17 protein-coding genes and 1 pseudogene are annotated in these 22,412 nt (G+C 71.9%); 9 read left to right on the top strand and 9 right to left on the bottom strand.

Annotated elements, in window-relative coordinates; all coding sequences use genetic code 11:
• Nucleotides 1-249: 249 nt before the first annotated feature.
• Entirely contained in the window at nucleotides 250-1,092 is an 843-nt protein-coding gene (locus I003_RS0110965; RefSeq protein WP_486584179.1) for a hypothetical protein, read from the top strand.
• Nucleotides 1,076-2,338, top strand: a complete 1,263-nt coding sequence (locus tag I003_RS0110960) for a hypothetical protein (protein ID WP_027771565.1) — start codon at nucleotides 1,076-1,078, stop codon at nucleotides 2,336-2,338. The genes I003_RS0110965 and I003_RS0110960 overlap by 17 nt, the downstream gene beginning before the upstream one ends.
• Before the next feature lie 60 nt (nucleotides 2,339-2,398).
• Here I003_RS0110960 and I003_RS0110955 read toward each other — a convergent pair whose 3' ends face one another.
• The 3 genes from I003_RS0110955 to I003_RS0110945 all read right to left on the bottom strand — a co-directional run bounded on the left by I003_RS0110955 (nucleotide 2,399) and on the right by I003_RS0110945 (nucleotide 6,749).
• Nucleotides 2,399-4,414, bottom strand: coding sequence for an ATP-binding SpoIIE family protein phosphatase (locus I003_RS0110955; protein ID WP_027771564.1), 2,016 nt, complete (start codon nucleotides 4,412-4,414; stop codon nucleotides 2,399-2,401).
• A 121-nt stretch (nucleotides 4,415-4,535) separates the two neighbouring features.
• Complete coding sequence (fomD, locus tag I003_RS0110950; protein ID WP_027771563.1) at nucleotides 4,536-5,288, bottom strand: cytidylyl-2-hydroxypropylphosphonate hydrolase; 753 nt, start codon at nucleotides 5,286-5,288, stop codon at nucleotides 4,536-4,538.
• 24 nt (nucleotides 5,289-5,312) lie between these two features.
• Complete coding sequence (locus I003_RS0110945) at nucleotides 5,313-6,749, bottom strand: class II fumarate hydratase (protein ID WP_027771562.1); 1,437 nt, start codon at nucleotides 6,747-6,749, stop codon at nucleotides 5,313-5,315.
• Between the two features lie 255 nt (nucleotides 6,750-7,004).
• Between I003_RS0110945 and I003_RS0110940 the strand changes: the two genes are divergently transcribed.
• A complete protein-coding gene (locus I003_RS0110940; protein ID WP_027771561.1) occupies nucleotides 7,005-7,700 on the top strand; it encodes a hypothetical protein in 696 nt (231 codons plus the stop codon).
• A gap of 14 nt (nucleotides 7,701-7,714) precedes the next feature.
• Here the strand turns inward: I003_RS0110940 and I003_RS0110935 are convergent, their stop codons facing one another.
• Nucleotides 7,715-9,442 carry a fumarate hydratase gene (locus I003_RS0110935; protein WP_027771560.1) on the bottom strand — a complete coding sequence of 576 codons (1,728 nt, stop codon included), beginning with the start codon at nucleotides 9,440-9,442 and terminating at the stop codon, nucleotides 7,715-7,717.
• A gap of 138 nt (nucleotides 9,443-9,580) precedes the next feature.
• Between I003_RS0110935 and I003_RS0110930 the strand changes: the two genes are divergently transcribed.
• Nucleotides 9,581-10,270: a DUF1707 and DUF2154 domain-containing protein gene (locus tag I003_RS0110930; RefSeq protein ID WP_027771559.1), complete on the top strand. Its 690-nt coding sequence runs from the start codon at nucleotides 9,581-9,583 to the stop codon at nucleotides 10,268-10,270.
• 204 nt (nucleotides 10,271-10,474) lie between these two features.
• A complete protein-coding gene (locus tag I003_RS0110925) occupies nucleotides 10,475-10,840 on the top strand; it encodes a WhiB family transcriptional regulator (protein WP_018834542.1) in 366 nt (121 codons plus the stop codon).
• Between the two features lie 82 nt (nucleotides 10,841-10,922).
• On the opposite strand, the gene glpX is transcribed toward I003_RS0110925, so the two are convergent.
• Nucleotides 10,923-11,969 carry a class II fructose-bisphosphatase gene (glpX, locus tag I003_RS0110920; protein WP_027771558.1) on the bottom strand — a complete coding sequence of 349 codons (1,047 nt, stop codon included), beginning with the start codon at nucleotides 11,967-11,969 and terminating at the stop codon, nucleotides 10,923-10,925.
• Nucleotides 11,970-12,178: 209 nt separating this feature from the next.
• Between glpX and I003_RS0110915 the strand changes: the two genes are divergently transcribed.
• On the top strand, nucleotides 12,179-12,688 hold the full coding sequence (locus tag I003_RS0110915) for a DUF4245 domain-containing protein (RefSeq protein ID WP_027771557.1): 510 nt from the start codon (nucleotides 12,179-12,181) through the stop codon (nucleotides 12,686-12,688).
• 188 nt (nucleotides 12,689-12,876) lie between these two features.
• Here I003_RS0110915 and I003_RS0110910 read toward each other — a convergent pair whose 3' ends face one another.
• Together I003_RS0110910 and xseA are read right to left on the bottom strand one after the other, a co-directional pair.
• On the bottom strand, nucleotides 12,877-13,143 hold the full coding sequence (locus I003_RS0110910) for an exodeoxyribonuclease VII small subunit (RefSeq protein ID WP_027771556.1): 267 nt from the start codon (nucleotides 13,141-13,143) through the stop codon (nucleotides 12,877-12,879).
• A gap of 21 nt (nucleotides 13,144-13,164) precedes the next feature.
• Nucleotides 13,165-14,376 (bottom strand): exodeoxyribonuclease VII large subunit, encoded by a 1,212-nt coding sequence (gene xseA, locus I003_RS0110905; RefSeq protein WP_027771555.1) that lies wholly within the window; start codon nucleotides 14,374-14,376, stop codon nucleotides 13,165-13,167.
• A 106-nt stretch (nucleotides 14,377-14,482) separates the two neighbouring features.
• Here xseA and I003_RS0110900 point away from each other — a divergent pair, with 106 nt between their 5' ends.
• A complete protein-coding gene (locus tag I003_RS0110900; protein WP_027771554.1) occupies nucleotides 14,483-15,484 on the top strand; it encodes a 4-hydroxy-3-methylbut-2-enyl diphosphate reductase in 1,002 nt (333 codons plus the stop codon).
• On the opposite strand, the gene I003_RS36405 is transcribed toward I003_RS0110900, so the two are convergent.
• Nucleotides 15,405-15,998 carry a DUF6542 domain-containing protein gene (locus I003_RS36405; protein WP_199784273.1) on the bottom strand — a complete coding sequence of 198 codons (594 nt, stop codon included), beginning with the start codon at nucleotides 15,996-15,998 and terminating at the stop codon, nucleotides 15,405-15,407. The genes I003_RS0110900 and I003_RS36405 overlap by 80 nt on opposite strands.
• 296 nt (nucleotides 15,999-16,294) lie before the next feature.
• On the opposite strand from I003_RS36405, the gene ychF reads away from it, so the two are divergent.
• On the top strand, nucleotides 16,295-17,383 hold the full coding sequence (gene ychF, locus I003_RS0110890) for a redox-regulated ATPase YchF (protein WP_027771553.1): 1,089 nt from the start codon (nucleotides 16,295-16,297) through the stop codon (nucleotides 17,381-17,383).
• A gap of 364 nt (nucleotides 17,384-17,747) precedes the next feature.
• On the opposite strand, the gene I003_RS31940 is transcribed toward ychF, so the two are convergent.
• Nucleotides 17,748-20,834 carry an FG-GAP-like repeat-containing protein gene (locus I003_RS31940; protein ID WP_486584178.1) on the bottom strand — a complete coding sequence of 1,029 codons (3,087 nt, stop codon included), beginning with the start codon at nucleotides 20,832-20,834 and terminating at the stop codon, nucleotides 17,748-17,750.
• Nucleotides 20,835-21,126: 292 nt separating this feature from the next.
• On the opposite strand from I003_RS31940, the pseudogene I003_RS31935 reads away from it, so the two are divergent.
• A pseudogene (locus tag I003_RS31935) lies at nucleotides 21,127-22,412 on the top strand (RHS repeat protein); the annotation flags it as partial.

The raw sequence follows: 22,412 nt of genomic DNA, 5'->3' as shown, positions 1-22,412 counted from the left end.
GTGTATAGAGAGGGTGTGTAGTACGTCACCGCTGGTGGGAGCGGTGTCGGGGCGGACGCCCCGGTGGGGCTCGCGCGGCGGCGCCCGCGCCGCGGGCGCGGGCGGGCGTCCTGCGACAGCCGTTGAGCGGCGGTCCTGTCATGCCCTCTTCCGGTGGGTGGTCGACGCCGGTCAGAATGGAGCCGCCTGCGGGAGCAGACGCCGGCATCACCGTCCCCGTGTCACCCCCACGAACGACAGGAGACAGCGATGTCCACCATTCGAGCCGTGTCCGCAGCCGGAGCGGGCGGGCTGCTCGTCGCCGCCCTCGCGCTCACCGGCGGCCCCGCGCAGGCCGCCGAGCCGGCACCGGCCGCCGGCGCCGCGGCGGCCGGTGCGTACAAGGAGCGCACCGACACCCTGCCCCCCGAGCGGCTGACGGCCGGGCAGCAGCGGCTGCTCGCCGAGAAGTCGGCGGCGGCGAAGGGCGCGGCGCAGCGGTCCGCCGCGCGCGAAGACGCCGGGGCGATGGCGATCGTCTCCTCCGGCGCCGTGCAGCAGTCCCAGATCAACTCCTTCTACTGCGGCCCCGCCACCCTCGTGATCACGCAGTCCGCGCGCGACGAGGTCGGCAACCGGTCCCAGACACAGGCCGGCAGCGAGCTGCGGACGAACACCTCCGGCACGGCCTGGTACGGCATCAACGCGAACGTCCCCGACCCGACCGGCTACCCCATGCCCGACGTGCTCAACTACCGCCTTCCCGGCGCGGGCTACGTGCCGAAGGCGCTGCCGTACACCCCGAGCGCGACGGACAAGGCCGACTTCCGCGACCACATCGTGCACAACACGTCCTACGACTACGCCATCGCGGGCAACGCCTGGGAGGTCGTCGGCGGCCCGCACCTCGTCGGCCACCCGAACCGGGAGATATTCCACTGGGTGTCCGTCGACGGCCACAGCGACGACGGCGCGGGCACCGTGCAGTACCGCGACCCGGTCGGCGGCGTGCCGACGAGCGTCATCTCGTGGGCCGGCAGCGTGCCGCGCACCGCGACCATCTCCTCGGACACCCTCACCACCATCATGGGCGGTCGTGGGTACGTCTGGTGAGCCCCGGCCCGCCCGCCTCCGCGCCCGCGGCGCGGTCGCCGCGCTGGGCGCGGTCCTCCTCCTGGCGGGCACGCCCGCGTGCTCGTCGGGAGGCGGTGGCGACGGGTCGCGTACGCCCACGCCCACTCCCACCGCGGCGCCGCCGACCGGAGGTCCCGTGGGGGACCGGGCGTGCGAGGTGGCGCTGCCGGACGAGTGGTCGGACGCCCTGGAGGACGGACGGGTGCCGGTGCCGGAGGGCGAGCGGGCGGTGCTCACGGAGGTCGGCCCGGGGGCGGGGTGGGCGGTGCTGCAGTCCTCGGGGCCGGAGCCGGGATCGGGGCCGGTCGGGGAGCGATCGGTCGTGCTGCGCGAGGGGGACGAGGAGCAGCCGGTGATGCGGCTCGCGGACCCGGTGGAACACCAGGTGGGCAGCGCGGACTTCGACGGACGGTGGCTGGTTTTCGACGTTGTCGAGGGCCGGCAGGTGGAGAGCCCCTGGACGCTCTACGCCTGGGACGCGACCACCGGGCGGCGGCAGACGGTCGCGGAGTCGCGGACCGCGGCGGACGGGCAGAGCGCGGTGCCGGGCCCGTTCGTGCAGGCCATGGTGCGCTCGGGGCGGCTGTTCTGGGCGCAGGGCACCGGCGGCGGCCGGTCGGCGGTGTACGCGCGGGACCTGAGCGGCGGCGGCGAGCGGCGGACGGTGTACGAGGGCGTCGTGGAGACGCCGTTCGCGGCCGGCGGGCTGCTGGTGTGGCTGCGCCAGGGCGAGTCGCCGGCCGGCCGCCCGGAGACCCGCCTCGCGGCGGTCTCGGCGGACACGCTGCGGCGGGCGGAACTGCCGGGCCCGATCGCGGACCTGCGCAACGTCAGGTACGTGGCGTCGGACGGCCGCACGTGGGCGTGGGCGGGCGGCGACGCGGACCGGCCGCGGCTGTACGTGTGGCGGACGGGCTGGCCGGAGCCGCTGGCGCTGGTCCGGGCCGAGGGCGCCGGGGCGGTGCCGGAGCCGGAACTGGGCGGCATCGACCAGGTGCAGGTGACCGGGGAGGTGGTGACGTGGCGTACGACGGAGGCGGCGTGGGCGCTGGACCTGCGGTCGCGGTCCTACACACGGGTCACCCCGCGGTACGGGTACGCGCTGGCCCGGGACGGAGGGCTGGGGGTGGCGTACCCGGAGGGTGAGGCGAAGGCGGCGGAGGCGGAGGACGTCATCCAGCTCGCGCGGACCGCGACGCTGCCGCCGCTTCCCCGCTGCGCCTGAGGGCTGCTCCCCGGACCGGGACACCGCCCCGGGCCGTCGGCGCCTGCGCCGCCGGACCCGTCAGATCTCGAACCACACCACCTTGCCCACACTCAGGCGCTCCGCGCCCCAGTGCCGGGCCAGCTTGTTCACGAGGAACATGCCCCGGCCGCCCTCGTCCGCCGGCCCCGCCCGCCGCATCCGCGGCAACTGCGGGACGTCGTCCACGACCTCGCACCGGAGCTGGTCCGTGTGCACCAGGCGCAGCGTGACCGGTCGCTGGGCGTAGCGGACCGCGTTCGTGACCACCTCGCTCACCAGCAGCTCCACGATGTCCGTCAGCTCCTCCAGGCCCCAGCCGGCCAGCGCTCCGCGCGCCAGCGACCGCGCCTCGCGCGGCGCCTGCGCCCGCGGGTCCAGGGACCACTGCGCCGCCGCGCTCGGCGCTATGCCGTCCAGGCGCGCCGCCAGCAGGGCGATGTCGTCGTCGCGGTCGCCCGGGCCGAGGACGTCCAGCACCTCGTCGCACAGCGGCTCCAGCGGCGGCGGGTTGCCCGGCCCGGTGAGCGCCGCCGTGCGGGACAGGCGGGCGCAGAGCTGGTCGATGCCCGTCGAGACGTCCATCAGCCGGGACTCGACCAGGCCGTCGGTGTAGAGCAACAGCGTCGAGCCTTGCGGCGCCTGCAGCTCCACGGCCTCGAAGCCCACGCCGCCCACCCCGATCGGCGCCCCGGGCGGCACGTCGAGCACCTCGCTGGCGCCGTCGCGGCGGAGCAGGACCGGCGGCGGGTGGCCGGCGTTGGAGGCGGTGAGGGTGTGGGCGATGGGGTCGTAGACCGCGTACAGGCACGTGGCCATGCGATCGTCGCCGAGGCGCTGCGCCTGCTCGTCGAGGTGGTGCAGCACCTCCTGCGGCGGCAGATCGAGCTGGGCCAGCGTCTGCGCCGCGGTGCGCAACTGGCCCATGATCGCCGCGGAGGTCACCGAGTGGCCCATGACGTCACCGACGACCAGCGCGACCCGGCTGCCGGGCAGAGGGATCGCGTCGTACCAGTCGCCGCCGACGCGCGCGGTCTCGGCCGCGGGCCGGTAGCGGCTGGCGAGGCGGACGCCGGTGGGCTCCGGCAGGTACTCGGGCAGCATCGTGCGCTGCAACTGGTCGGCGATGTACGCCTCGCGGTCGTAGATCACCGCCTTGTCGACGCCGAGAGCCGTGTGCGTGGCCAGTTGGGCGGCGATGAGCAGGTCGTCCTGGCCGTACGCGGGCCGCGCCGGACCCCGTACGAGCACCGCCACCCCGATCACCCGGCGCCGGCCGCGCAGCGGGGCGACGATCGTGCGCTTGTCGGCGGGCGCGTTCGCCAGCGGGCTCTCGCGGCCCAGCAGTTCGATGAGGGCGGCGCGGGCGGCCAGGGTCTCGCCGAACACCGGGCGGACGCCGCGCAGCACTTCGAGGAGCGCCCCGGCCCGTACGACGTCGACCTGCTCGGCCGCGCCCAGACCCGGAGAATCCGGCTCCGCCGCCGCGGGCAGTAGCCGGCTGCCGCCCATGCTGTCGACGTCCTCGACGCCGTCGGTGATCCGGTCCGTACGCCGCAGTCGCAGCCGGAACGGCTCCGTCGGCTGCTCGTCGCCGACCGGCAGCGGGTCGCGGAGGTAGACGAGGATCGCGTCGGCGAAGGACGGGACGACCGAGCGGCACAGGCCGAGGACGATCTCGTCCAGGTCGATGCCGCGGGCGATCCGGCGGGTCGCCGCACCGAGGAACCGCAGCCGCGTGGACGCGGCGTCCTCCTCGGGCTGCCGGCCCCTCACCCGGCCCGGGTCGGCGTCCTGGCCCGCGCCCGGCTGGGGGCGCGGCCGGCCGCCGCTGGGGGTGTCGTCGGCGCCCTGGTGTGCGGGCACGCCACCGGTGGCGTCCGCCGGGGCTTTCGCGGGCTTCGCGTGGTGCAGGGCGTCACGCGGGTCGGGGATGGCGTCGGCCGCGTCCGCTGTGGCCGCGGCCGGCGACAACGCCTCGTCCGTGCCGGAGGCGGCAAGGGTGTTGCCGGGCTCCGTTCGCTCGGCGGCTGCCCGCCGCCTGTCGCGCTCCGTCACGTGTCGGTACCGTCCATCCGGCCGTATCCACCCAAGTCTCCACAGGGCGGGTTGAGTTGTGGGCACTGCGGTGCTGTGGACGTCGATCCTACGTTTGACCTACCGGGGCGCAGCAAGAGGCTCATGAAGACAAGCGCGCCGGTGTGCGATCCCAATCCGCCGGAAGAAGCGGAACTGTCCACTTCGGGTCGGGGCGCCAGCGCTCCCATCCGGCGGAGAACGGCGGCCCCCACGCCCCGACGGCGTCGACCGCCCGCCGGCCGGCGTCCCGTACGGCCGCGGCCCGCGCGGCCGGCATCAGCCCCGCCCGCTGCGCGGCGGCGAACTCGTCCTCGTCCCGCCACTCCCACGAGCGGTCCGGGTGGACGACGAGATCCAGGTAGTGGTCCTCGGAGTCGACGCCCCCGGCCCAGCGCACCCGGGGCGCTTCGAGGTTGACGTAGAAGGACTTGAAGGTCCAGTCGGTTTCCCAGAAGAGCCAGACGGACCACGGCTCGCCGGGCCGGGCCAGCTTGAGCACGCCGGCGCCGAACCAGCGGGTCCGGTGCGGGCGGTGCGGCTTGGTGTAGCGGGTGGCCAGCGGCTCCTGGTGTAACTCCGTGCCGTCGGTGAGCACCGGGCGTACGCACTCGGTGTCCGGCGCCACCCAGACGGCGAGCGTCTCGGCGTCGTCGCGGACGACGGTGACCGGGCGGCAGACGGTGACGAGACGACCCAGCCGGCCCGTGCCGCCGGAGTCGCCGGTACCGGCGGGCGCGTCGGCACCCGCGGGCGCCGCGTGGGCGCGGTAGCGCCACAGGATGTGGTCCCCGGGCGTCCACCGGCCGCCTGAGACGTTCTTGTCGCTGTCAAGCGTCGCGTCTGGCCCGTGCATCCGATGATGGTATCCAGCGCCGCCTCACGGCCGGGTCATCCTCAGCACGTCCAGGGCCCGGTCCAACTGCTCCTCGGTGAGCAGCCCGCGTTCGACGTACCCGTTTTCGAGGACGACCTCGCGGATCGTCTTGCGCTCGGCCAGCGACTTCTTCGCCACCCTGGCCGCCTCCTCGTAGCCGAGGTACCTGTTGAGCGGCGTGACGACGGACGGCGACGACTCCGCGTACTCCCGGGCGCGCCCGGCGTGCGCCGTGATGCCGTCGACCGTGCGATCGGCGAGCAGGCGTGCGGCGTTGGCCAGCAGCCGGACGGACTCCAGCACGTTGCGGGCGAGGACGGGCAGCATCACGTTCAGCTCGAAGTTGCCGGAGGCGCCGGCGGTGGTGACCGTCACGTCGTTCCCGACGACCTGGGCGCAGACCATCAGGACCGCCTCGGGGATCACCGGGTTCACCTTGCCCGGCATGATCGACGAGCCGGGCTGGAGGTCGGGCAGGGCGATCTCGGCGAGGCCGGTGCGCGGTCCCGAGCCCATCCAGCGCAGATCGTTGCAGATCTTGGTGAGCCCGACCGCGACCGTACGCAACTGGCCCGAGACCTCCACCAGGCCGTCGCGGGCGCCCTGCGCCTCGAAGTGGTCGCGGGCCTCCGTCAGCGGCAGCCCGGTGGCCCGCGCGACCTCGGCGATGACGGCGGCGGCGAAGCCGGGCGGGGTGTTGATGCCCGTACCGACCGCGGTGCCGCCGAGAGGCAGCTCCGCCAGCCGCGGCAGCGAGGCGTGCAGCCGCTCGACGCCGGTGCCGACCTGGGCGGCGTAGCCCGCGAACTCCTGCCCGAGGGTGACCGGCGTGGCGTCCATCAGATGCGTCCGTCCCGCCTTCACCACCTCCGCGAACTCCTCGGCCTTGCCCGCGAGCGCGGCCTGAAGATGCGTCAGCGCCGGGATCAGGTCCTGCACGACCGCGCCGGTGGCGGCGATGTGGATGGAGGAGGGGAACGTGTCGTTCGACGACTGACTGGCGTTGACGTGGTCATTGGGGTGGACCACCGGTCCGTCGGCGCCCAGCTTCTCCTGCGCGAGGGTGGCCAGCACCTCGTTCATGTTCATGTTCGACGACGTGCCGGAGCCGGTCTGGAAGACGTCGACCGGGAACTCGCCGTCCCAGCGACCCGCCGCGACCTCCTCCGCCGCCTCCTGCACGGCCGCGGCGATGCCCGCGTCCAGCACGCCCAGCTCGGCGTTGACCTTCGCCGCGGCGGCCTTGATCCGGGCCAGCGCGGCGATGTGCGCGGACTCCAGGCGCAGCCCGGAGACCGGGAAATTCTCCACGGCACGCTGCGTCTGGGCGCGCCACTTGGCGCCGGCGGGCACGCGGACCTCGCCCATCGAGTCGTGCTCGATGCGGAAGCGGTCGGATGCGGGGCGTTCTGCGGGGGACCGGTCGGCGGGCTGGCTCATGCTGCCGAGGATACGACCGCCCACCGACACCGCCCGTGCGCCGAACGGTGGATTCGGCGGGGAAGGACCGGGACTTGCCGCCGCGGCTGCCGCGGGCGCGGGCGGCGGCGCGATGGAATCGACAGGGACCGGAGACGTCCGGAGAGTCCGGCGGCGGCCTGGGGAGAGCGGAAGCGACCAGGAGCCGCCGGCGGAGACCGGCGGAGAACAGAAGAGACCGGCCGGACCACGGCCGGGTGGGGCCCGAGGAGTGACGTGACGACCAGCCTTCGCACCCGTCGTTTCCGCAGCGGAGCGCGCGCCGCCGCGCTGGCCTGCGCCCTGCTCGCAGCCGCGGCGCAGCCCGCGGGGGCCGTCCGGCCGCAGGACGACGACGGAAGGGACCTGCCGGGGGTGACCGGCCCCGCGATGAAGATCGCCATCGACAACGGGCGCAAGACCTCCGGTCCGGGTCAGGAGGCCACGTACACGGTCCGCGTCTCCAGCCTGCAGGACGGGCCGATCGAGGGCATCGTGGTCCGCCAGACGCTGCCGGAGGGCATGAACCTGGTCGAGCCGGGCGCGGGGGGAAAGGTGCGCGGTGGCCGCGAGGTGCACTGGACGGCGGATCTGAAGGGGCACAAGTCGGCGGAGTTCACCGCGCGGACGCGGCTGGCGAAGGAGGCACCGACCGCGGGCGAGCTGGCCGCGACGGCGTGCGCGTACGAGAAGGGCGCGAAGACCGCGGTGGTGTGCGCGCCGGACATCGACGAGCTGACCGTCGCGCCGGCGCGCACCGGCGCCGGCGACCGCGACGACGGACACGGCGGCGACCGCGAGGCCCGGCCGCAGGCCGCCGGCGGCTCCGGGACCACCACGTCCTACGCGCTGGGCGCCGGCGTGCTGCTGCTGGGCGTCGGTGGCCTGGTGTTCGCCCTGCGGCGCCGGGCGGTCGCCACGCGGCGCGGCTGAGGGCGCCGGCGCCCCTACGGCTTCGCCGCGCCCCGCACCGGGATGCTCGTCACGAACGGCTTCGCGGGGCCCGGGTCGGTGAAGAAGTCGTTCCCCTTGTCGTCGACCACGATGAACGCCGGGAAGTCCTCGACCTCGATCTTCCAGACCGCCTCCATGCCCAGCTCCTCGTACTCCAGGACCTCGACCTTCTTGATGCAGTCCTGCGCCAGCCGCGCCGCCGGCCCGCCGATCGAGCCCAGGTAGAAGCCGCCGTGCGCGGCGCAGGCGTCGGTGACCTGCCGGGACCGGTTGCCCTTGGCCAGCATCACCATCGACCCGCCCGCCGCCTGGAACTGCTCGACGTACGCGTCCATGCGCCCCGCCGTCGTCGGCCCGAAGGAGCCGGAGGCGTAGCCCTCGGGGGTCTTGGCGGGGCCGGCGTAGTACACGGGGTGGTCCTTGAGGTACTGCGGCATCTCCTCGCCCGCGTCCAGCCGCTCCTTGATCTTCGCGTGCGCGATGTCGCGCGCCACGACGAGCGGGCCGGTCAGCGACAGCCGCGTCTTGACCGGGTACTTCGTCAGCTCCGCCTGCACCTCGGCCATCGGCCGGGCGAGGTCGATCCGTACGGCGTCGTCCATGGAGCCCGGGGAGTCCGCGGAGCCGGTGGAACCCGCGGTCAGCTCCGCCGCGGTGGTGTCCGGCAGGAAGCGCGCCGGGTCGTGCTCCAGTTGCTCCAGGAAGACGCCCTCCGCCGTGATCTTCGCCAGCGCCTGCCGGTCCGCGGAGCAGGAGACCGCGAGGGCCACCGGGCAGGACGCGCCGTGCCGCGGCAGCCGGACGACGCGCACGTCGTGGCAGAAGTACTTGCCGCCGAACTGGGCCCCGATACCGAGGGTCTGCGTCAGCTCGAAGACCCTGGCCTCCAGCTCGGTGTCGCGGAAGCCGTGGCCGGCGGGGGAGCCCTCGGTGGGCAGCGAGTCGAGATAGTGCGCGGAGGCGTACTTCGCGGTCTTCAGCGCGTACTCGGCGGAGGTGCCGCCGACGACGATCGCGAGGTGGTACGGCGGGCAGGCGGCCGTGCCCAGCGAGCGGATCTTCTCCTCCAGGAAGCGCAGCATCGACGCCTCGTTCAGGACCGCCTTCGTCTCCTGGTAGAGGAACGACTTGTTGGCGCTGCCGCCGCCCTTGGCCATGAAGAGGAACTTGTACGCGTCCCCGTCGGCGGCGTAGAGCTCCACCTGCGCCGGCAGGTTGGTGCCGGTGTTCTTCTCGTCCCACATGGTCAGCGGCGCCATCTGGGAGTAGCGCAGGTTGAGCTTGGTGTACGCGTCGTACACCCCGAGCGACAGCGCCTCCTCGTCCCGCCCCTCGGTCAGCACCTGCTGCCCGCGCTTGCCCATGACGATCGCCGTGCCCGTGTCCTGGCACATGGGGAGCACGCCCGCCGCCGAGATGTTGGCGTTCTTCAGCAGGTCGAGCGCCACGAACTTGTCGTTGGGCGACGCCTCCGGGTCGTCGCAGATGGCCCGGAGCTGGGCGAGGTGGGCGGGGCGCAGATAGTGCGAGATGTCGTGCATCGCCTCGGCGGCGAGCAGCCGCAGCGCCTCGGGTGCGACCTCCAGGAACGTACGGCCGCCGGCCTCGACCGTGCGTACGCCCTCTTGTGTCAGCAGGCGGTACGCCGTGGTGTCCGCGCCGAGCGGGAGGAGGTCCGTGTACTGGAACGCGGGGCTGGCGGGGCGGGCGGTGGCGGTCATCGCGTTCCTTCGTCGTCGGTCGGCGGCGGCTGTGCGTCTCCCAGGTTAGGACGGCCGCGCGGGGGCGGTGCCGTGAGGTGCCCTCGGCCGCCGGCCGGGGCCTAGTCACGATGTATCGCGTTTGGTTACGCTGGGCCCGTGGACGAGACCTCGCGCGACAACGCCCCCGTGCCCGCCGCCCAGCCGTCGCTGTCGAAGAAGCCGGTCGCGGAGGGAGAGCTGCGCGCCTCCGACGCGGACCGCGACCGGGTGGCCGACATCCTCCGCGAGGCGCTCGCCGAGGGGCGGTTGGACCCGGAGGAGCACGCCGAGCGGATCGACGGCGTCTACAACGCCAAGACCGTGGGCGAGCTGGAGCCGCTCGTACGCGACCTGCCGGTCGGCCGCCGCGCGGCCGGGCCCGCGGCGGCCCCGCCCCCGCCGTCGTACCCGCAGCCGCAGTCGCAGACCCTCGTGGCGATCTTCAGCGGCTCCACGCGCAAGGGGCGCTGGAGCGTGGGGCGCAGGACGTCGGCGTTCGCGCTCTTCGGGGGCGTGGACATCGACCTGACCGAGGCGGTCTTCCACCAGCAGGAGATCGTCATCAACGCGACCGCCATCTTCGGCGGCGTCGACATCAAGGTGCCCGCCAACGTCTCGCTGCGCGGCTCCGGCACGGCCGTCTTCGGCGGCTTCGACGTGCACGCGCAGGAGGCGGAGGACCCGCGTGCGCCGGTGGTGGTCGTCACCGGCTTCGCGCTCTTCGGCGGCGTGGACGCAAAGGGTAAAAAGGGCAAGTTTCTGAAGAACCTGACCGACCGGATGCGCAAGCACGGCCTCGGTCACTGACCCCGTTTCCACCGCCCTCAACTGCCTCCGAAGACCCGGAAGGAGCACCTCCATCCCGGGTGGCCACGAGGCGCATAAGCGCGCGCACAGCGGGTAGAGCACGTGCATCGTCTCCTCCGTACGGCTGCAGGTGCGAACGGCCGTACGCCTTACGAGACAGCTTGTGTGTCCCTGATCCGCCAACGCCGTCGTCAGGAGTGGACCGTGCTGCAGTCCCACCAGCAGTCCCTGCAGGAAGCCCGGGTGCCGATCCAGCGCTCCGGCCGGCGGGAAGAGGGGGATCCCTGGCACACGGAGGCGGTGTGCCGGCGGGACGAGGCCGCGCTGTTCTTTGCTCCCTCGAAGGAGCCCACCGCCGACCGGCTCTCGCGCGAGGCCGCCGCGAAGCGGGTCTGCGCGCGCTGCCCCGTGATGGTCGAGTGCCGGGAGCACGCGCTGCTGCTGCCCGAGCCGTACGGCGTGTGGGGCGGGCTCACCGCGGCGGAGCGGCGGGTCGTGCAGGCGCGGCGCAGGCGGCGGGAGACGGCGGAGAAGCTGACCGCCCCGCGGGGGATAGCGCAGGCGGGCTGAACCCCGCTACGGGGGCGTGGACAAACGGTTCTGCGTACGGGTGGTCGTCGTCCGTACGCACCCGCCGCCCGCCCGCGGGCCGCTACCCGGCCCGATCGAAGTCGATCGAGCTGTACGCGCGCAGTTTCGACAGCCGGTGCTCCGACTCGATCTGCCGGATCGTGCCGCTCTTCGACCGCATCACCAGTGACTGCGTGAACGCCCGGTCCGCGCGGTAGCGCACGCCGCGCAGCAGCTCCCCGTCCGTGATCCCGGTGGCGACGAAGAACACGTTCTCGCCGCTGACCAGGTCGTCGATCAGCAGCGTACGGTCCAGGTCGTGCCCGGCGTCGAGCGCCCGCCGCCGCTCCGCGTCGTCCCGCGGCCACAGCCGGCCCTGGAACGTACCGCCGAGGCACTTCATCGCGCAGGCCGCGATGACGGCCTCCGGGGTGCCGCCGACGCCCAGCAGCAGATCGACGCCGGTGCCCTCGCGGGCGGTCATGATGGCGCCGGCGACGTCGCCGTCCGAGATGAACTTGATCCGCGCCCCCGCCTCGCGGACCTCCTGCACCAGCCCGTCATGGCGCGGCCGGTCCAGCACGCAGACGGTGACGTCCTGCGCGTTGCCGCCCTTGGCCTTGGCGACGCGGCGGATGTTGGCGGCGACGGGGGCGTTGATGTCGACGAACTCGGCGGCCTCGGGGCCGGTGGCCAGCTTGTCCATGTAGAAGACCGCGGACGGGTCGAACATGCCGCCCCGCTCGGCGACGGCGAGCACGGAGACGGCGTTGCCCATGCCCTTGGCGGTGAGCGTGGTGCCGTCGACCGGGTCGACGGCCACGTCGCACTCCGGTCCGGTGCCGTCGCCGACGTGCTCGCCGTTGAAGAGCATCGGGGCGTGGTCCTTCTCGCCCTCGCCGATGACGACGACACCGTTCATCGAGACGGTGCTGACCAGGGTGCGCATGGCGCGGACGGCGGCGCCGTCGGCGCCGTTCTTGTCGCCGCGGCCGACCCAGCGGCCGGAGGCCATCGCGCCGGCCTCGGTGACCCGGACCAGCTCCAGGGCGAGGTTGCGGTCGGGGGCCTCGGGGGCCACCTCCAGTGGCTCGGGGAGGTGGTGGGGCGTCTCGTGGGACTGCGGCATCCGTGAGGACCTTTCCGCTCGGTCGACGGCTCGGTCGACGGCCGGAGGGGTGGCGGGGGGCGGTCAGAGCCTATCCGTTTATCGCCATTATGAGCACACCGCCTCTCGGATGAGCGGGTCGATTCCTCCCTTCCCCGCCGGATATCCGCCCCCGGCGAAGAGACCGCTCCGCGATGAGGGACGATGGAGGGGTGGCAGACAGGAACAGTATGCGGACTGTGCGCAATCTGGTGGGCTCACTGACGGTCACCTGCGGAGTGTCGCTGATCGTCTACTGGGGAGTCCTCCCACGCGAGGGCGACGGCAACGAGATGGAGGCCGTCTCCTACAGCCAGGAACTGGGGCAGGCCCGCCGCTCCGCGCCGTTCCCGGTCGTCGCGCCGGTGGGGCTGCCGGACGACTGGCGGGCCAACTCCGTGACGTACCGCGGGACCGGCGACCACGGCGCGACATGGCACCTGGGCTTCGTCACGCCCGACGACGAGTACGTCGCGGTGGAACAGGGGAGCAAGAAGCCCGACTCGTTCATCCGCAAGGTCACCCAGAACGCCCGGGCGACGGGCGAGAGCAGCCAGGTGGCGGGCGAGGAATGGGCGCACTACGAGGGCAGGGAGTACGACGCGCTGGTGTTCAAGGACGACAGCGTGACGACCGTGGTCACCGGCACGGGGAGCCGGGAGCAGATGGAGCGGATGGCGTCGGCGCTGAAGGAGAAGTGAGCCGGCGGACGCCCGTGGGAAGCCCGGACCGGGCCCGTACGGAACGGGAAGGGACCGGGTCCCTGCGAAGGCGCCGTGGACAGGCCGCCCGGGCCTGCGCGCGCGAAGCCGCCGGCTCCTGAGCCCGCACGGCCGGACGGCCGTCGGCCCTCACGGCCCGCAGGGCCGGAGGCGTGGTCCGGCTCGGCTCAGCCCTCTCTCCCCGCCTCTTCCGCTTCCCCGTCCCTCTCGGCGCCTCCGGCCTCGTCCCCCGACTCCGCCAGCGCCGCGTCGAGCCGCTCGCGGGCGCCGTCCAGCCACTGCCGGCAGATCCGCGCCAGCTCCTCCCCGCGCTCCCACAGCGCCAGGGACTCCTCCAGGGTCGAACCGCCGGACTCCAGCCGGCGCACGACCTCCATCAGCTCGTCGCGCGCCTGCTCGTAGCCGAGAGTCCCCCGGTCCTTCGTCTCTGCCATGGCCCCCACCTTAGGACCCGCCTACGACACCGGGCCGACCGTGACACCGAACTCCCCGTCGGCGACCCGGGCGCGCAGCTCCTCGCCCGGGCTCACCTCGTCCGCAGCGCGCACCGCCGCGCCGTCCTGCCGCTGCAGCACCGCATAACCGCGCTTGAGCGTGGAGGCGGGGGAGAGGGCGATGACCCGGGCGCGGGTGTGCTCCACCTCGGAGTCCGCACGGTCCAGCAGATGCGCCAGCGTGCGCCGCCCGCGCGCGAGAACCGCGTCCACGACCTCCGCGCGCTCGTCCACGATCGCGTACGGCTCGGCCATCGCCGGCCGGCTCAGCCACGCCGCGAGCCCGCGCTCCTCGCGGTCGAGCACCCCCGTCAGCACGCGCAGCGCGCGCAGCCGGAGCTGCTCTATCCGCGCGTGCTCCTCGCCGACGTCCGGCACCGCGTCCTTGGCGGCGTGCGTGGGCGTACGGGAACGGAGATCCGCCACAAAGTCCAGCAGGGGGTTGTCCGGCTCGTGGCCGATGGCGGAGACGACCGGCGTCTCGCAGGCGGCGACGGCCCGCACGAGCTGCTCGTCCGAGAACGGCAGCAGGTCCTCCACGCTGCCGCCGCCCCGCGCGACGATGATGACGTCCACCTCCGGCAGGCTGTCCAACTCCTGCACCGCCTTGACGATCTGCGGCACCGCGTGCACCCCCTGCACCGCGACCGGCCGCACCTCGAACCGCACCGCGGGCCACCGGTGCCGCGCCGTCTCCAGCACGTCCCGCTCCGCCGCCGACGCCCGCCCCGTCACCAGCCCGATGCGGCGCGGCAGAAACGGCAGCGGCTTCTTGCGCTCCGGTGCGAACAGCCCCTCGGCGGCCAGCGCCTTCTTCAACCGCTCCAGCCGCACGAGCAGTTCACCGACGCCCACCGGGCGGATCTCGGCGGCGCGCAGGGAGAGCTGGCCGCTCGGCGCGTACCAGACCGGCTTGGCGAAGACGACGACGCGGGCGCCCTCCTGTATGACATCCGCCACCTTGTCGAACACGTCGCGGAAGCACGTCACCGTCAAGGAGACCTCCTGCGCCGGGTCGCGCAGCGTCATGAAGACCACGCCGGCCCCCGGCCGCCGCGACAACTGGGTGATCTGCCCCTCCACCCACAGCGCGCCGAGCCGGTCGATCCAGCCGCCGATCTTCCGCGAGACGACCCCGACGGGCATGGGCGTCTCGGCCGTGTTCACCGCCATGGGCCCGAGCCTAACGGCGGGGTACGACACCCGGGCGGCTCCGGCGGACGGGTCGCGGGCCGCTGCGCCCTCGAATCGCGGACGGGGCGTTCCGTACCATGGCGGCATGACTGCTTCGAGCGCACCGCAGCCCGCCCGCCGCGTCCTCCTCGCCGCTCCCCGGGGCTACTGCGCCGGCGTCGACCGGGCGGTGATCGCGGTGGAGCAGGCGCTTGAGCAGTACGGTGCGCCGGTGTACGTGCGGCACGAGATCGTGCACAACAAGTACGTCGTCAAGACGCTGGAGCGCAAGGGCGCGATCTTCGTCGAGGAGACCGCCGAGGTACCGCCCGGCAACATCGTGATCTTCTCCGCGCACGGCGTCGCACCCGTCGTCCACGAGGAGGCGAAGCAGGGCCGGCTCGCCTCGATCGACGCGACCTGCCCGCTGGTGACGAAGGTGCACAAGGAGGCCGTCCGCTTCGCCAAGGACGACTTCGACATCCTGCTCATCGGCCACGAGGGCCACGAGGAGGTCATCGGCACGTCGGGCGAGGCACCGGAGCACATCCAGCTCGTCGACGGGCCGGAGGGCGCCGAGCAGATCGAGGTGCGCGACCCCGACAAGGTCGTCTGGCTCTCGCAGACCACGCTGTCGGTGGACGAGACGATGGAGACCGTCGACCGGCTCAAGAGCCGCTTCCCGAACCTGCTGGACCCGCCGAGCGACGACATCTGTTACGCGACGCAGAACCGGCAGGTCGCGGTCAAGCAGGTGGGCGCGGAGTCCGACCTCGTGATCGTCGTCGGCTCGCAGAACTCGTCGAACTCGCAGCGGCTGGTCGAGGTCGCCCTCGACGCGGGCGCCAAGGCGTCGTATCTGATCGACGGCGCCGAGGAGATCGACGAGGCGTGGCTGGACGGCGTGACGACGGTGGGCGTGACGTCGGGGGCCTCGGTGCCGGAGGTACTCGTCGACGGCGTGCTGGAGTGGCTCGCGGAGCGGGGCTACGCGGACGTGGATCTGGTGCAGCCGGTGGACGAGCGGCTCACCTTCTCCTTGCCGAAGGAGCTCCGCCGCGACCTGCGCGCCGAGGCGGCGGCGCTGGGCCGCGGCGCGGCGGACTGACCGCAGCGGCCCGGCCGCCGGCCCGCGGCCGTGCCGCCCCGCCCGCGCCGGAGGACGGCCGGGCCGCAGGCTCCCCGGCGGGACTGCGCTCCACGGCGAGCAGGGCGAAGTGCCGCAGCAGGGCGAAGACGGCCGCCAGCAGCGTGCCCCCGTAGAGCCACGGTGCCTCCAGGGCCAGGGTCGTACCGGCCGCCATCAGACGGGAGGAGATCCCGCCCGAGCCCTCGCCGAGGGCCAGGGTCCCGGCGGCGAAGGCGATCGGCATGGCGATCGGCGCGGCGATGACGTCCGCGGGCCGGACCCACAGCGCGCAGCACACCGACAGCACCAGGAACACCACCCCGTAGAACACCGGCGCGGTCCCCATCACCATCTGCACGAACGTCCCCGTGGCCAGCATCGCCACCACCGCCAGCACCCCTCCGCCGGCCGCCGTCAGCCGCGGCCCGGCGGGCCGCAGCAGCGCCCGCAACACCGGCGGCACGGGCCGCCCCACCGCGGCCCGGTACACCACGGCCCTCTCCTCCGGCCCACCGGCCCCGGCGGGATCGGGCGCGCGGGCCGGTCGCGGGACGTGAGCCCCGCGTCGCTCTCCGTCGGGGCCCGTGTTCGTACGGTGATGCTGCATCGCTCTACGTTAGGCCCCACGGCAGGTGAAACCCGGGGAGGGGCACAGAATGCGCTCATTCGGAGTGCCGAAGTCCCACGGGACGCACACACCGCGCGCGCAGGGGCACCCGTAGAATCGTCGACGGGGTCCACAGCCATGCCGCGACCCCGTCCCCGTACCTCGTACCGGAAGTCGTTCACGTGTCGCTCACGATCGGAATCGTCGGCCTGCCGAATGTCGGCAAGTCCACCCTCTTCAACGCCCTGACCAAGAACGAGGTGCTGGCGGCCAACTACCCGTTCGCCACCATCGAGCCCAACGTCGGCGTCGTCGGCGTCCCCGACCCCCGCCTCGACACCCTGGCGGGCATCTTCGGCTCCCAGCGCGTCCTCCCGGCGACGGTCGACTTCGTCGACATCGCCGGCATCGTGCGCGGCGCGAGCGAAGGCGAGGGCCTGGGCAACAAGTTCCTGGCCAACATCCGCGAGTCCGACGCGATCTGCCAGGTCATCCGCGCCTTCCGGGACGAGAACGTGGTCCACGTGGACGGCAAGGTCTCACCCAAGGACGACATCGAGACCATCAACACCGAGCTGATCCTCGCCGACCTCCAGACCATCGAGAAGGTCCTCCCGCGGCTCCAGAAGGAATCCCGCATCAAGAAGGACCTGGCCCCCAAGCTCACCGCCATCGAGGAGGCCAAGGCCATCCTCGACGCCGGCCAGACCCTCTTCGCCGCCGGCATCGCCCAGGGCACCGAGCGCGCCGCACTCCTCCACGACCTCCACCTGCTGACGGCCAAGCCCTTCCTCTACGTCCTCAACGTCGACGAGGACGAACTGGCCGACGAGTCCTTCAAGGACGAACAGCGCGCCCTGGTCGCCCCGGCCGAGGCCATCTTCCTCAACGCCAAACTCGAATCCGAACTCGCCGAACTCGACGAGGCCGACGCCCTGGAACTCCTCCAGTCCGTCGGCCAGCAGGAACCGGGCCTGGTCACCCTGGCCCGCGTCGGCTTCGACACCCTGGGCCTCCAGACCTACCTGACCGCAGGCCCCAAAGAGGCCCGCGCCTGGACCATCAAAAAGGGCGCCACGGCCCCGGAGGCGGCGGGCGTGATCCACACGGACTTCCAGAAGGGCTTCATCAAGGCGGAGGTCATCTCCTTCGACGACCTGGTCGCCACGGGCTCGGTCCCGGAAGCCCGCGCCGCGGGCAAGGCCCGCATGGAGGGCAAGGACTACGTGATGCGCGACGGCGACGTGGTGGAATTCCGCTTCAATGTATGAATGATTCCGTCCCTGGCCCCGCGCGATGAATTCGCAGGTCAGGGGGTGTTTTGTGGGTTGTGCGGATGGTGTGTCGTCGCGGTCCCGCGGAATGTGTGAGTAGCTGGGTGATAGCTGCGGGTTTCACGTGTTCGCAGGTCGGGGGCGTGGGAGGGCTGCCGGGAGCGGTGTGTGACGGTGCGGTCACCGTCACGGTGGCTGGATCGTGGCTGGATGAGCTGACGTTCCGTCATATCCATCGTGGAGCGTGCGCGCACGGGAGAGGGCGTCCCAGTCGTGGTGTGGCGGATCCGGCATCACGACTCCGCAGGTCGAGGGCTGCCTTGTTGGCAGCCCTCACCGGCGGTTCGGAGAGATTCTCGGTTTAGCCGAGCGTTTGGTAGTTGGCGAACTGTTCGGAGGCTACGGTGACGGCTCCGGGTCCGTCTGGGGTGAAGTCGGCGAAGAATCGGAGTCTGCCGCTGTTGGGGGTGGTGGTCCAGAGGTCGAATGTGCCGTTGTTGTTGGCGTCGGGTGCGGCGGTGAGTAGCGGCACGGTGTTCGGTCCGAAGTTGTTGGCGATGAGGGTCCGGTGGGTGGGGTCTATCTGGCCGGGCCAGGTGGAGGCGTCGGGGTTGATGGCGTCGTAGAGGAACAGGCCGCTGCCGTCGTTGTCGAATCGGACGGTGAGGTCCGCGTAGCCATCTGCGTTGAAGTCGCCGGGTGCGGTCATGGTGATGTTGTCGAGGGTGTTGGTGCCGGTGCTCATGTCGTCGCCGGCGGCGAGGAGGACGGGGTCGCGGAAGGCGTCGAGGTAGGTGCTTCCGCCGGGGTCGCCGTAGTAGAGCCACAGGTGCTGGCCGTCGTTGACGAGGAGGTCGGGGTGGCCGGGGGTGTCGATCTGGCCGTCGTCGTCGGTGTCGAGTGGGCCGTCGACGTCGCCGACGGCGAGGATCTGTTTGACCCCCGTCTGCCAGTGGTTATTGGTCTCTTCCAGGACGGTCATTTCCTGGCGTTCGTAGGCGGTGGTGCGGCAGGAGGTGCAGGCGAAGCCGAAGCCGTTGTTCGGGTTGATCCACATTCGCTTCTGGCCGGTGGCGGGGTCGTCCCGGAGAGCGAGGAGGTCTTCGTAGCCGTCGCCGGTCCAGTCTCCGTGGTGGGTGATCGGCGTGTTGGTCCAGTCGGTGCTGCTGGCGAGGCTTTGTTGGTCGGTGGCGGTTCCGTCACCGTTTCCGTAGTGGCGGTGGAGTTTTCCGTCGCCGTCGACGGCCCAGAGGTCGGCGTTGCCGTCGCCGTTGAGGTCGCCGGGTTTGTCGGGGTTGGACAGTCCGTTGACGTAGAAGAGGTAGGTGGCGACGTCGGAGCGGTTTCCTGCTTTGTCGAGGCTGCGGACGTACAGGTTGATCGGGCCGGTGAGCGTGGGTGTGACCTTGATGGACACGCCGGCGCCTGGTGACGGTGCGTTGACGGTGACGGGATCGGGGCTGGTGTCCAGCCAGTACTCGTAGGCGGTGACGTCGTTGACGCCGTTGGCGGCGAAGGTGAAGGTGCCTTCGGTACGTGCCTCGCCGGTGTCGGCGGGCCATCCTTCCGCACCGTCGGGGAACTGGGCGGAGGTGACGGCCGGGGGAGTGGACGGGCGGTTGGGGTCGAAGACGAAGCGGCAGCCGGGTGCGCCGCGGGTGGGGTTCCAGTCCGAGGTGGCTTTGCCGTCGTCGGCCTGGGCTTTCCAGGAGAAGTTGCCGTTCGCGGTGCCCAGGTGCGGGGTCAGGGCGGACTTGGACACTTTGACGCGCGCGACGGTGCCGGAGGTGACTGACACCGTCTGGTTGATGATCAGTGTGCCGTTGGGGTCGTCGTTGGGGTGGTGGCCGGTGGGCCACAGGTGGAAGCGGGCCTTCACGGTGCCGCCGTCGCGGTCTTTGACCTTGGCGGTGAGGTAGAAGTCGGTGTTGCCGATCAGCCCGTGAGGGGACTGGTCTCCGCAGCCCTTGCTGTTACGGGTGGATACCGGCGCGGTGTCCAGGGAACTGGGCACGTTGGGGCGGGTGTTGTACTGGGTGGACAGCACGGAGGACTTGGCGGCGAACTTCTTCCAGCCGTAGACGTCGGATTCGTCGGTGGCCTTGAGGCCGAGGGTGATGCTGTTCCACTTGCTGCTGGCGGCGTCCTTGGCCGCGGCGGTCGTGTCGAAGGCCAGGTTGCCGGCAGGGCAGTCGGACGACCAGCCCTTGGCGTCGTTGACGATGTCGAGGGTCTCGCGCCTGTCCGGGCGGTTGTTCCAGGTGGTGTTCTCATTCATCGGCGCGGTGCGCCAGAGTTCGACCTTGCGCGCATTGCAGGACCAGGACCAGGTGTTCTTGATCCTGAAGGTGGACTTGGTGACGATCTTGTCGGTGGACCAGAGGTTCGCGGTGCGGAAGCGGAAGTAGGAGCGGGCCAGTCCGTTGGTTTCGTTCTCGTATCCGACGCGGGCGGTGGAGGTGCCTCCGTCGAATCCCGAGCCGTTGTAGAAGGAGGTGTTGGGGTACTTTTTGTAGGCGATGGTCCAGGCGACTCGTGATCCGGAGACGGAGGGGTCGAGGTAGACCGGATATTGGGTGTCCGCGCCGGTGAGCAGGTCCTGGTCCGGGGTGAGGGTGACCGTGTCCTCGGTCACCTGCAGGCCCATGGCGGCGTCGCGGCCGCCGACGGGCACCTCGAAGTCGCTGGTGGTCCGGGGCCGTTCCTCATCCCCGGTGGTGTGTGAGGTGGTCGCGGGGGAACTGCTGTCCCACATGAGTGGGGTGGGCGCGGTGAACACCGTTTGTCCGGCCGGGTTGACGGCCTTCAGGTTGCCGTGATCATCGGTGCTGACGTCGACGCCGTTGGTGTCGAGGGCGAAGGTGATCTCCCTCAGCTCCGGACTGGCCGCAGCTTCCGCGGTCTTGACCACGAGGAGTTGGCTGAAGCCGGCCGAGGTGGCTTTGAGCTTGAGGTCGACGTCGTTGAGCACGTTCGGGTAGGTGGCGGTGTCGCCGGCCACGGTGGGCTCGGGCAGGCTTTCCGGCCACGTCCACGACATGCTGCGGCCGTCGCGCAGCACGGTGACCGCGGGGGTGTCGCCGCCGCCGGAGAACCGCACGCCGACTTCTGCGGCTTGGGGGGAGAAGGTGCCGTCAGGGTTGGCCGCGAGTTCCGTGCTGATAGGCACGAGCCTGCTGCGCTGACGCACGAACTGGGGCAGCACATAGGTGTCTTCGGTGAAGGAGCCGTCCGGATTGGCGAACACCTGGCTGGTCTCGGTGCGCCAGGACACGATCTCCACCTGGTCGCCGCTCGCGGCGGCGGACTCCAGGGCCCGTGCTTCCTCACTCTGGGCTTCCTCGTACGGAGACTCGGCTGTCTCTGCGGCAGCGGAAGCGCCGCCGAGCAGCGGCGCGAGGACGGCCAGCGCCACGGTGGTGGTGAGCGTTCTGAGTTTTCGTCTCACGTAGAGGACCTCGCCCTTCATCGACGACAGATGAGTGCTCGGTGCGCCGAGACAGCGCAGGCCGTGGAAGGGTTGTACGCCAATCCGGAAGATCCTCAAAAGTCCTCTATGAGAACCGAAAGGTACATAACGAATCGATGAAGATGGGCAGGTCAGAGCTACCGAAGTCAGTTAAGTCCGGGGTAACTTCACCGTCACTTTGCGTGTTTGGATCTCGGTGGTGGGGAGACGTATGTCTTCGGGCGGGGACGGCTGTAGACGGCGCTTGGGCTGGGTGGGCACGCTGTGCGCGATGCTCGCCGGGCTGTTGCTGACCTCCTTCCTGGGCGGACCGGTGGCCGCAGCGGCGGAGCTCTCGCTCCCCGGCTTGCAGGACACCAAGCCGGTTCCGGTGGACGAGGTAGAGCGCAACGCGCTCAAACGAACCGACGAGACCGCCGAGCACGCACGCAAGACGCTGCCGGACAGCGCGTGGCCGAAGGCCGGCACAGACGAGGCGACCCTGCCCGCGGCGGGGGCCGGTGCCGTCGACCTCAAGGCCGGCTCCGTGCCGATGAGCCTGAAGTCGTTGGCCGGCGACCGCGGCCCGCAGCGCGTGAAGGCGCAGGTACTGGACCGGTCCGCGACACAGGCACTCGGTGTCGACGGTGTCGCGGTCGCCCTCCGGGGCACCGGCGGTGACGGCACCGGTCCGGTGCGACTGGAAGTGGACTACGGCAGCTTCGCGCATCGCTTCGGCGGCGCGTGGGCCTCCCGACTCACCCTCCGGCAGATACCGGTCTGTGCGCTCCTGACGCCCGGCAAGGCCGGTTGCTCCTCCCGGGGGAAGCTGGTCCCGTCGAGCAACGACCCCGTGGCCGGCACCCTGACGGCCCGCAGCGAACTCGACGCCGTACCGGGCGCGGCCGGCGCGCCGGTCGCGCCCGCGGCAGCCGCCCAGCGTTCGGCAACCGGCTACACCGCCGGCGAAGGAACGGTGCTGCTTGCCCTGACGGCGGCGGCCTCCGGAGCCTCCGGTGATTTCTCCGCAACGCCGCTGTCGCCGTCGGGCAAGTGGAGCGCCGGCGGCTCCTCGGGCGGTTTCTCCTGGTCGTACGGGCTGGATGTGCCCGAGATAGCGGGCGACCTGCAGCCCGACCTGGCGCTGGACTACTCCTCGCAGTCCGTCGACGGCCGCACTGCTGCGACCAACAACCAGGCCAACTGGGCCGGCGACGGCTGGACGATGTCGGCCGGTGCCGTCGAGCGCCGGTTCGTGGCATGTGAGGACGACCGCTCCGGTGGCAACAACCCGTCCTCGAAGGTCGGGGACCTGTGCTGGAAGACCGACAACGCGACCCTTACCCTCAACGGCCAGACCCACGAGCTGGTCAAGGACGACGGCAGCGGTGAGTGGCGTTTCAAGGACGACGACGGCACCCGGGTCGAGTTGATGTCCTCGTCGAAGCGGGCCAACGGTGACAACAACAACGAGTACTGGCGGGTCACCGCCCCCGACGGGGTGCGCTACTACTTCGGCACCCACCGGCTGCCCGGCTGGCAGGATGGCGACGCCAGGACGCAGTCGGTGTGGACGGT

This window comes from Streptomyces sp. CNQ329, assembly GCF_000482585.1.
Note: the sequence above shows the minus strand (reverse complement) of the source record. Positions and strands in the feature narration are given on the sequence as shown.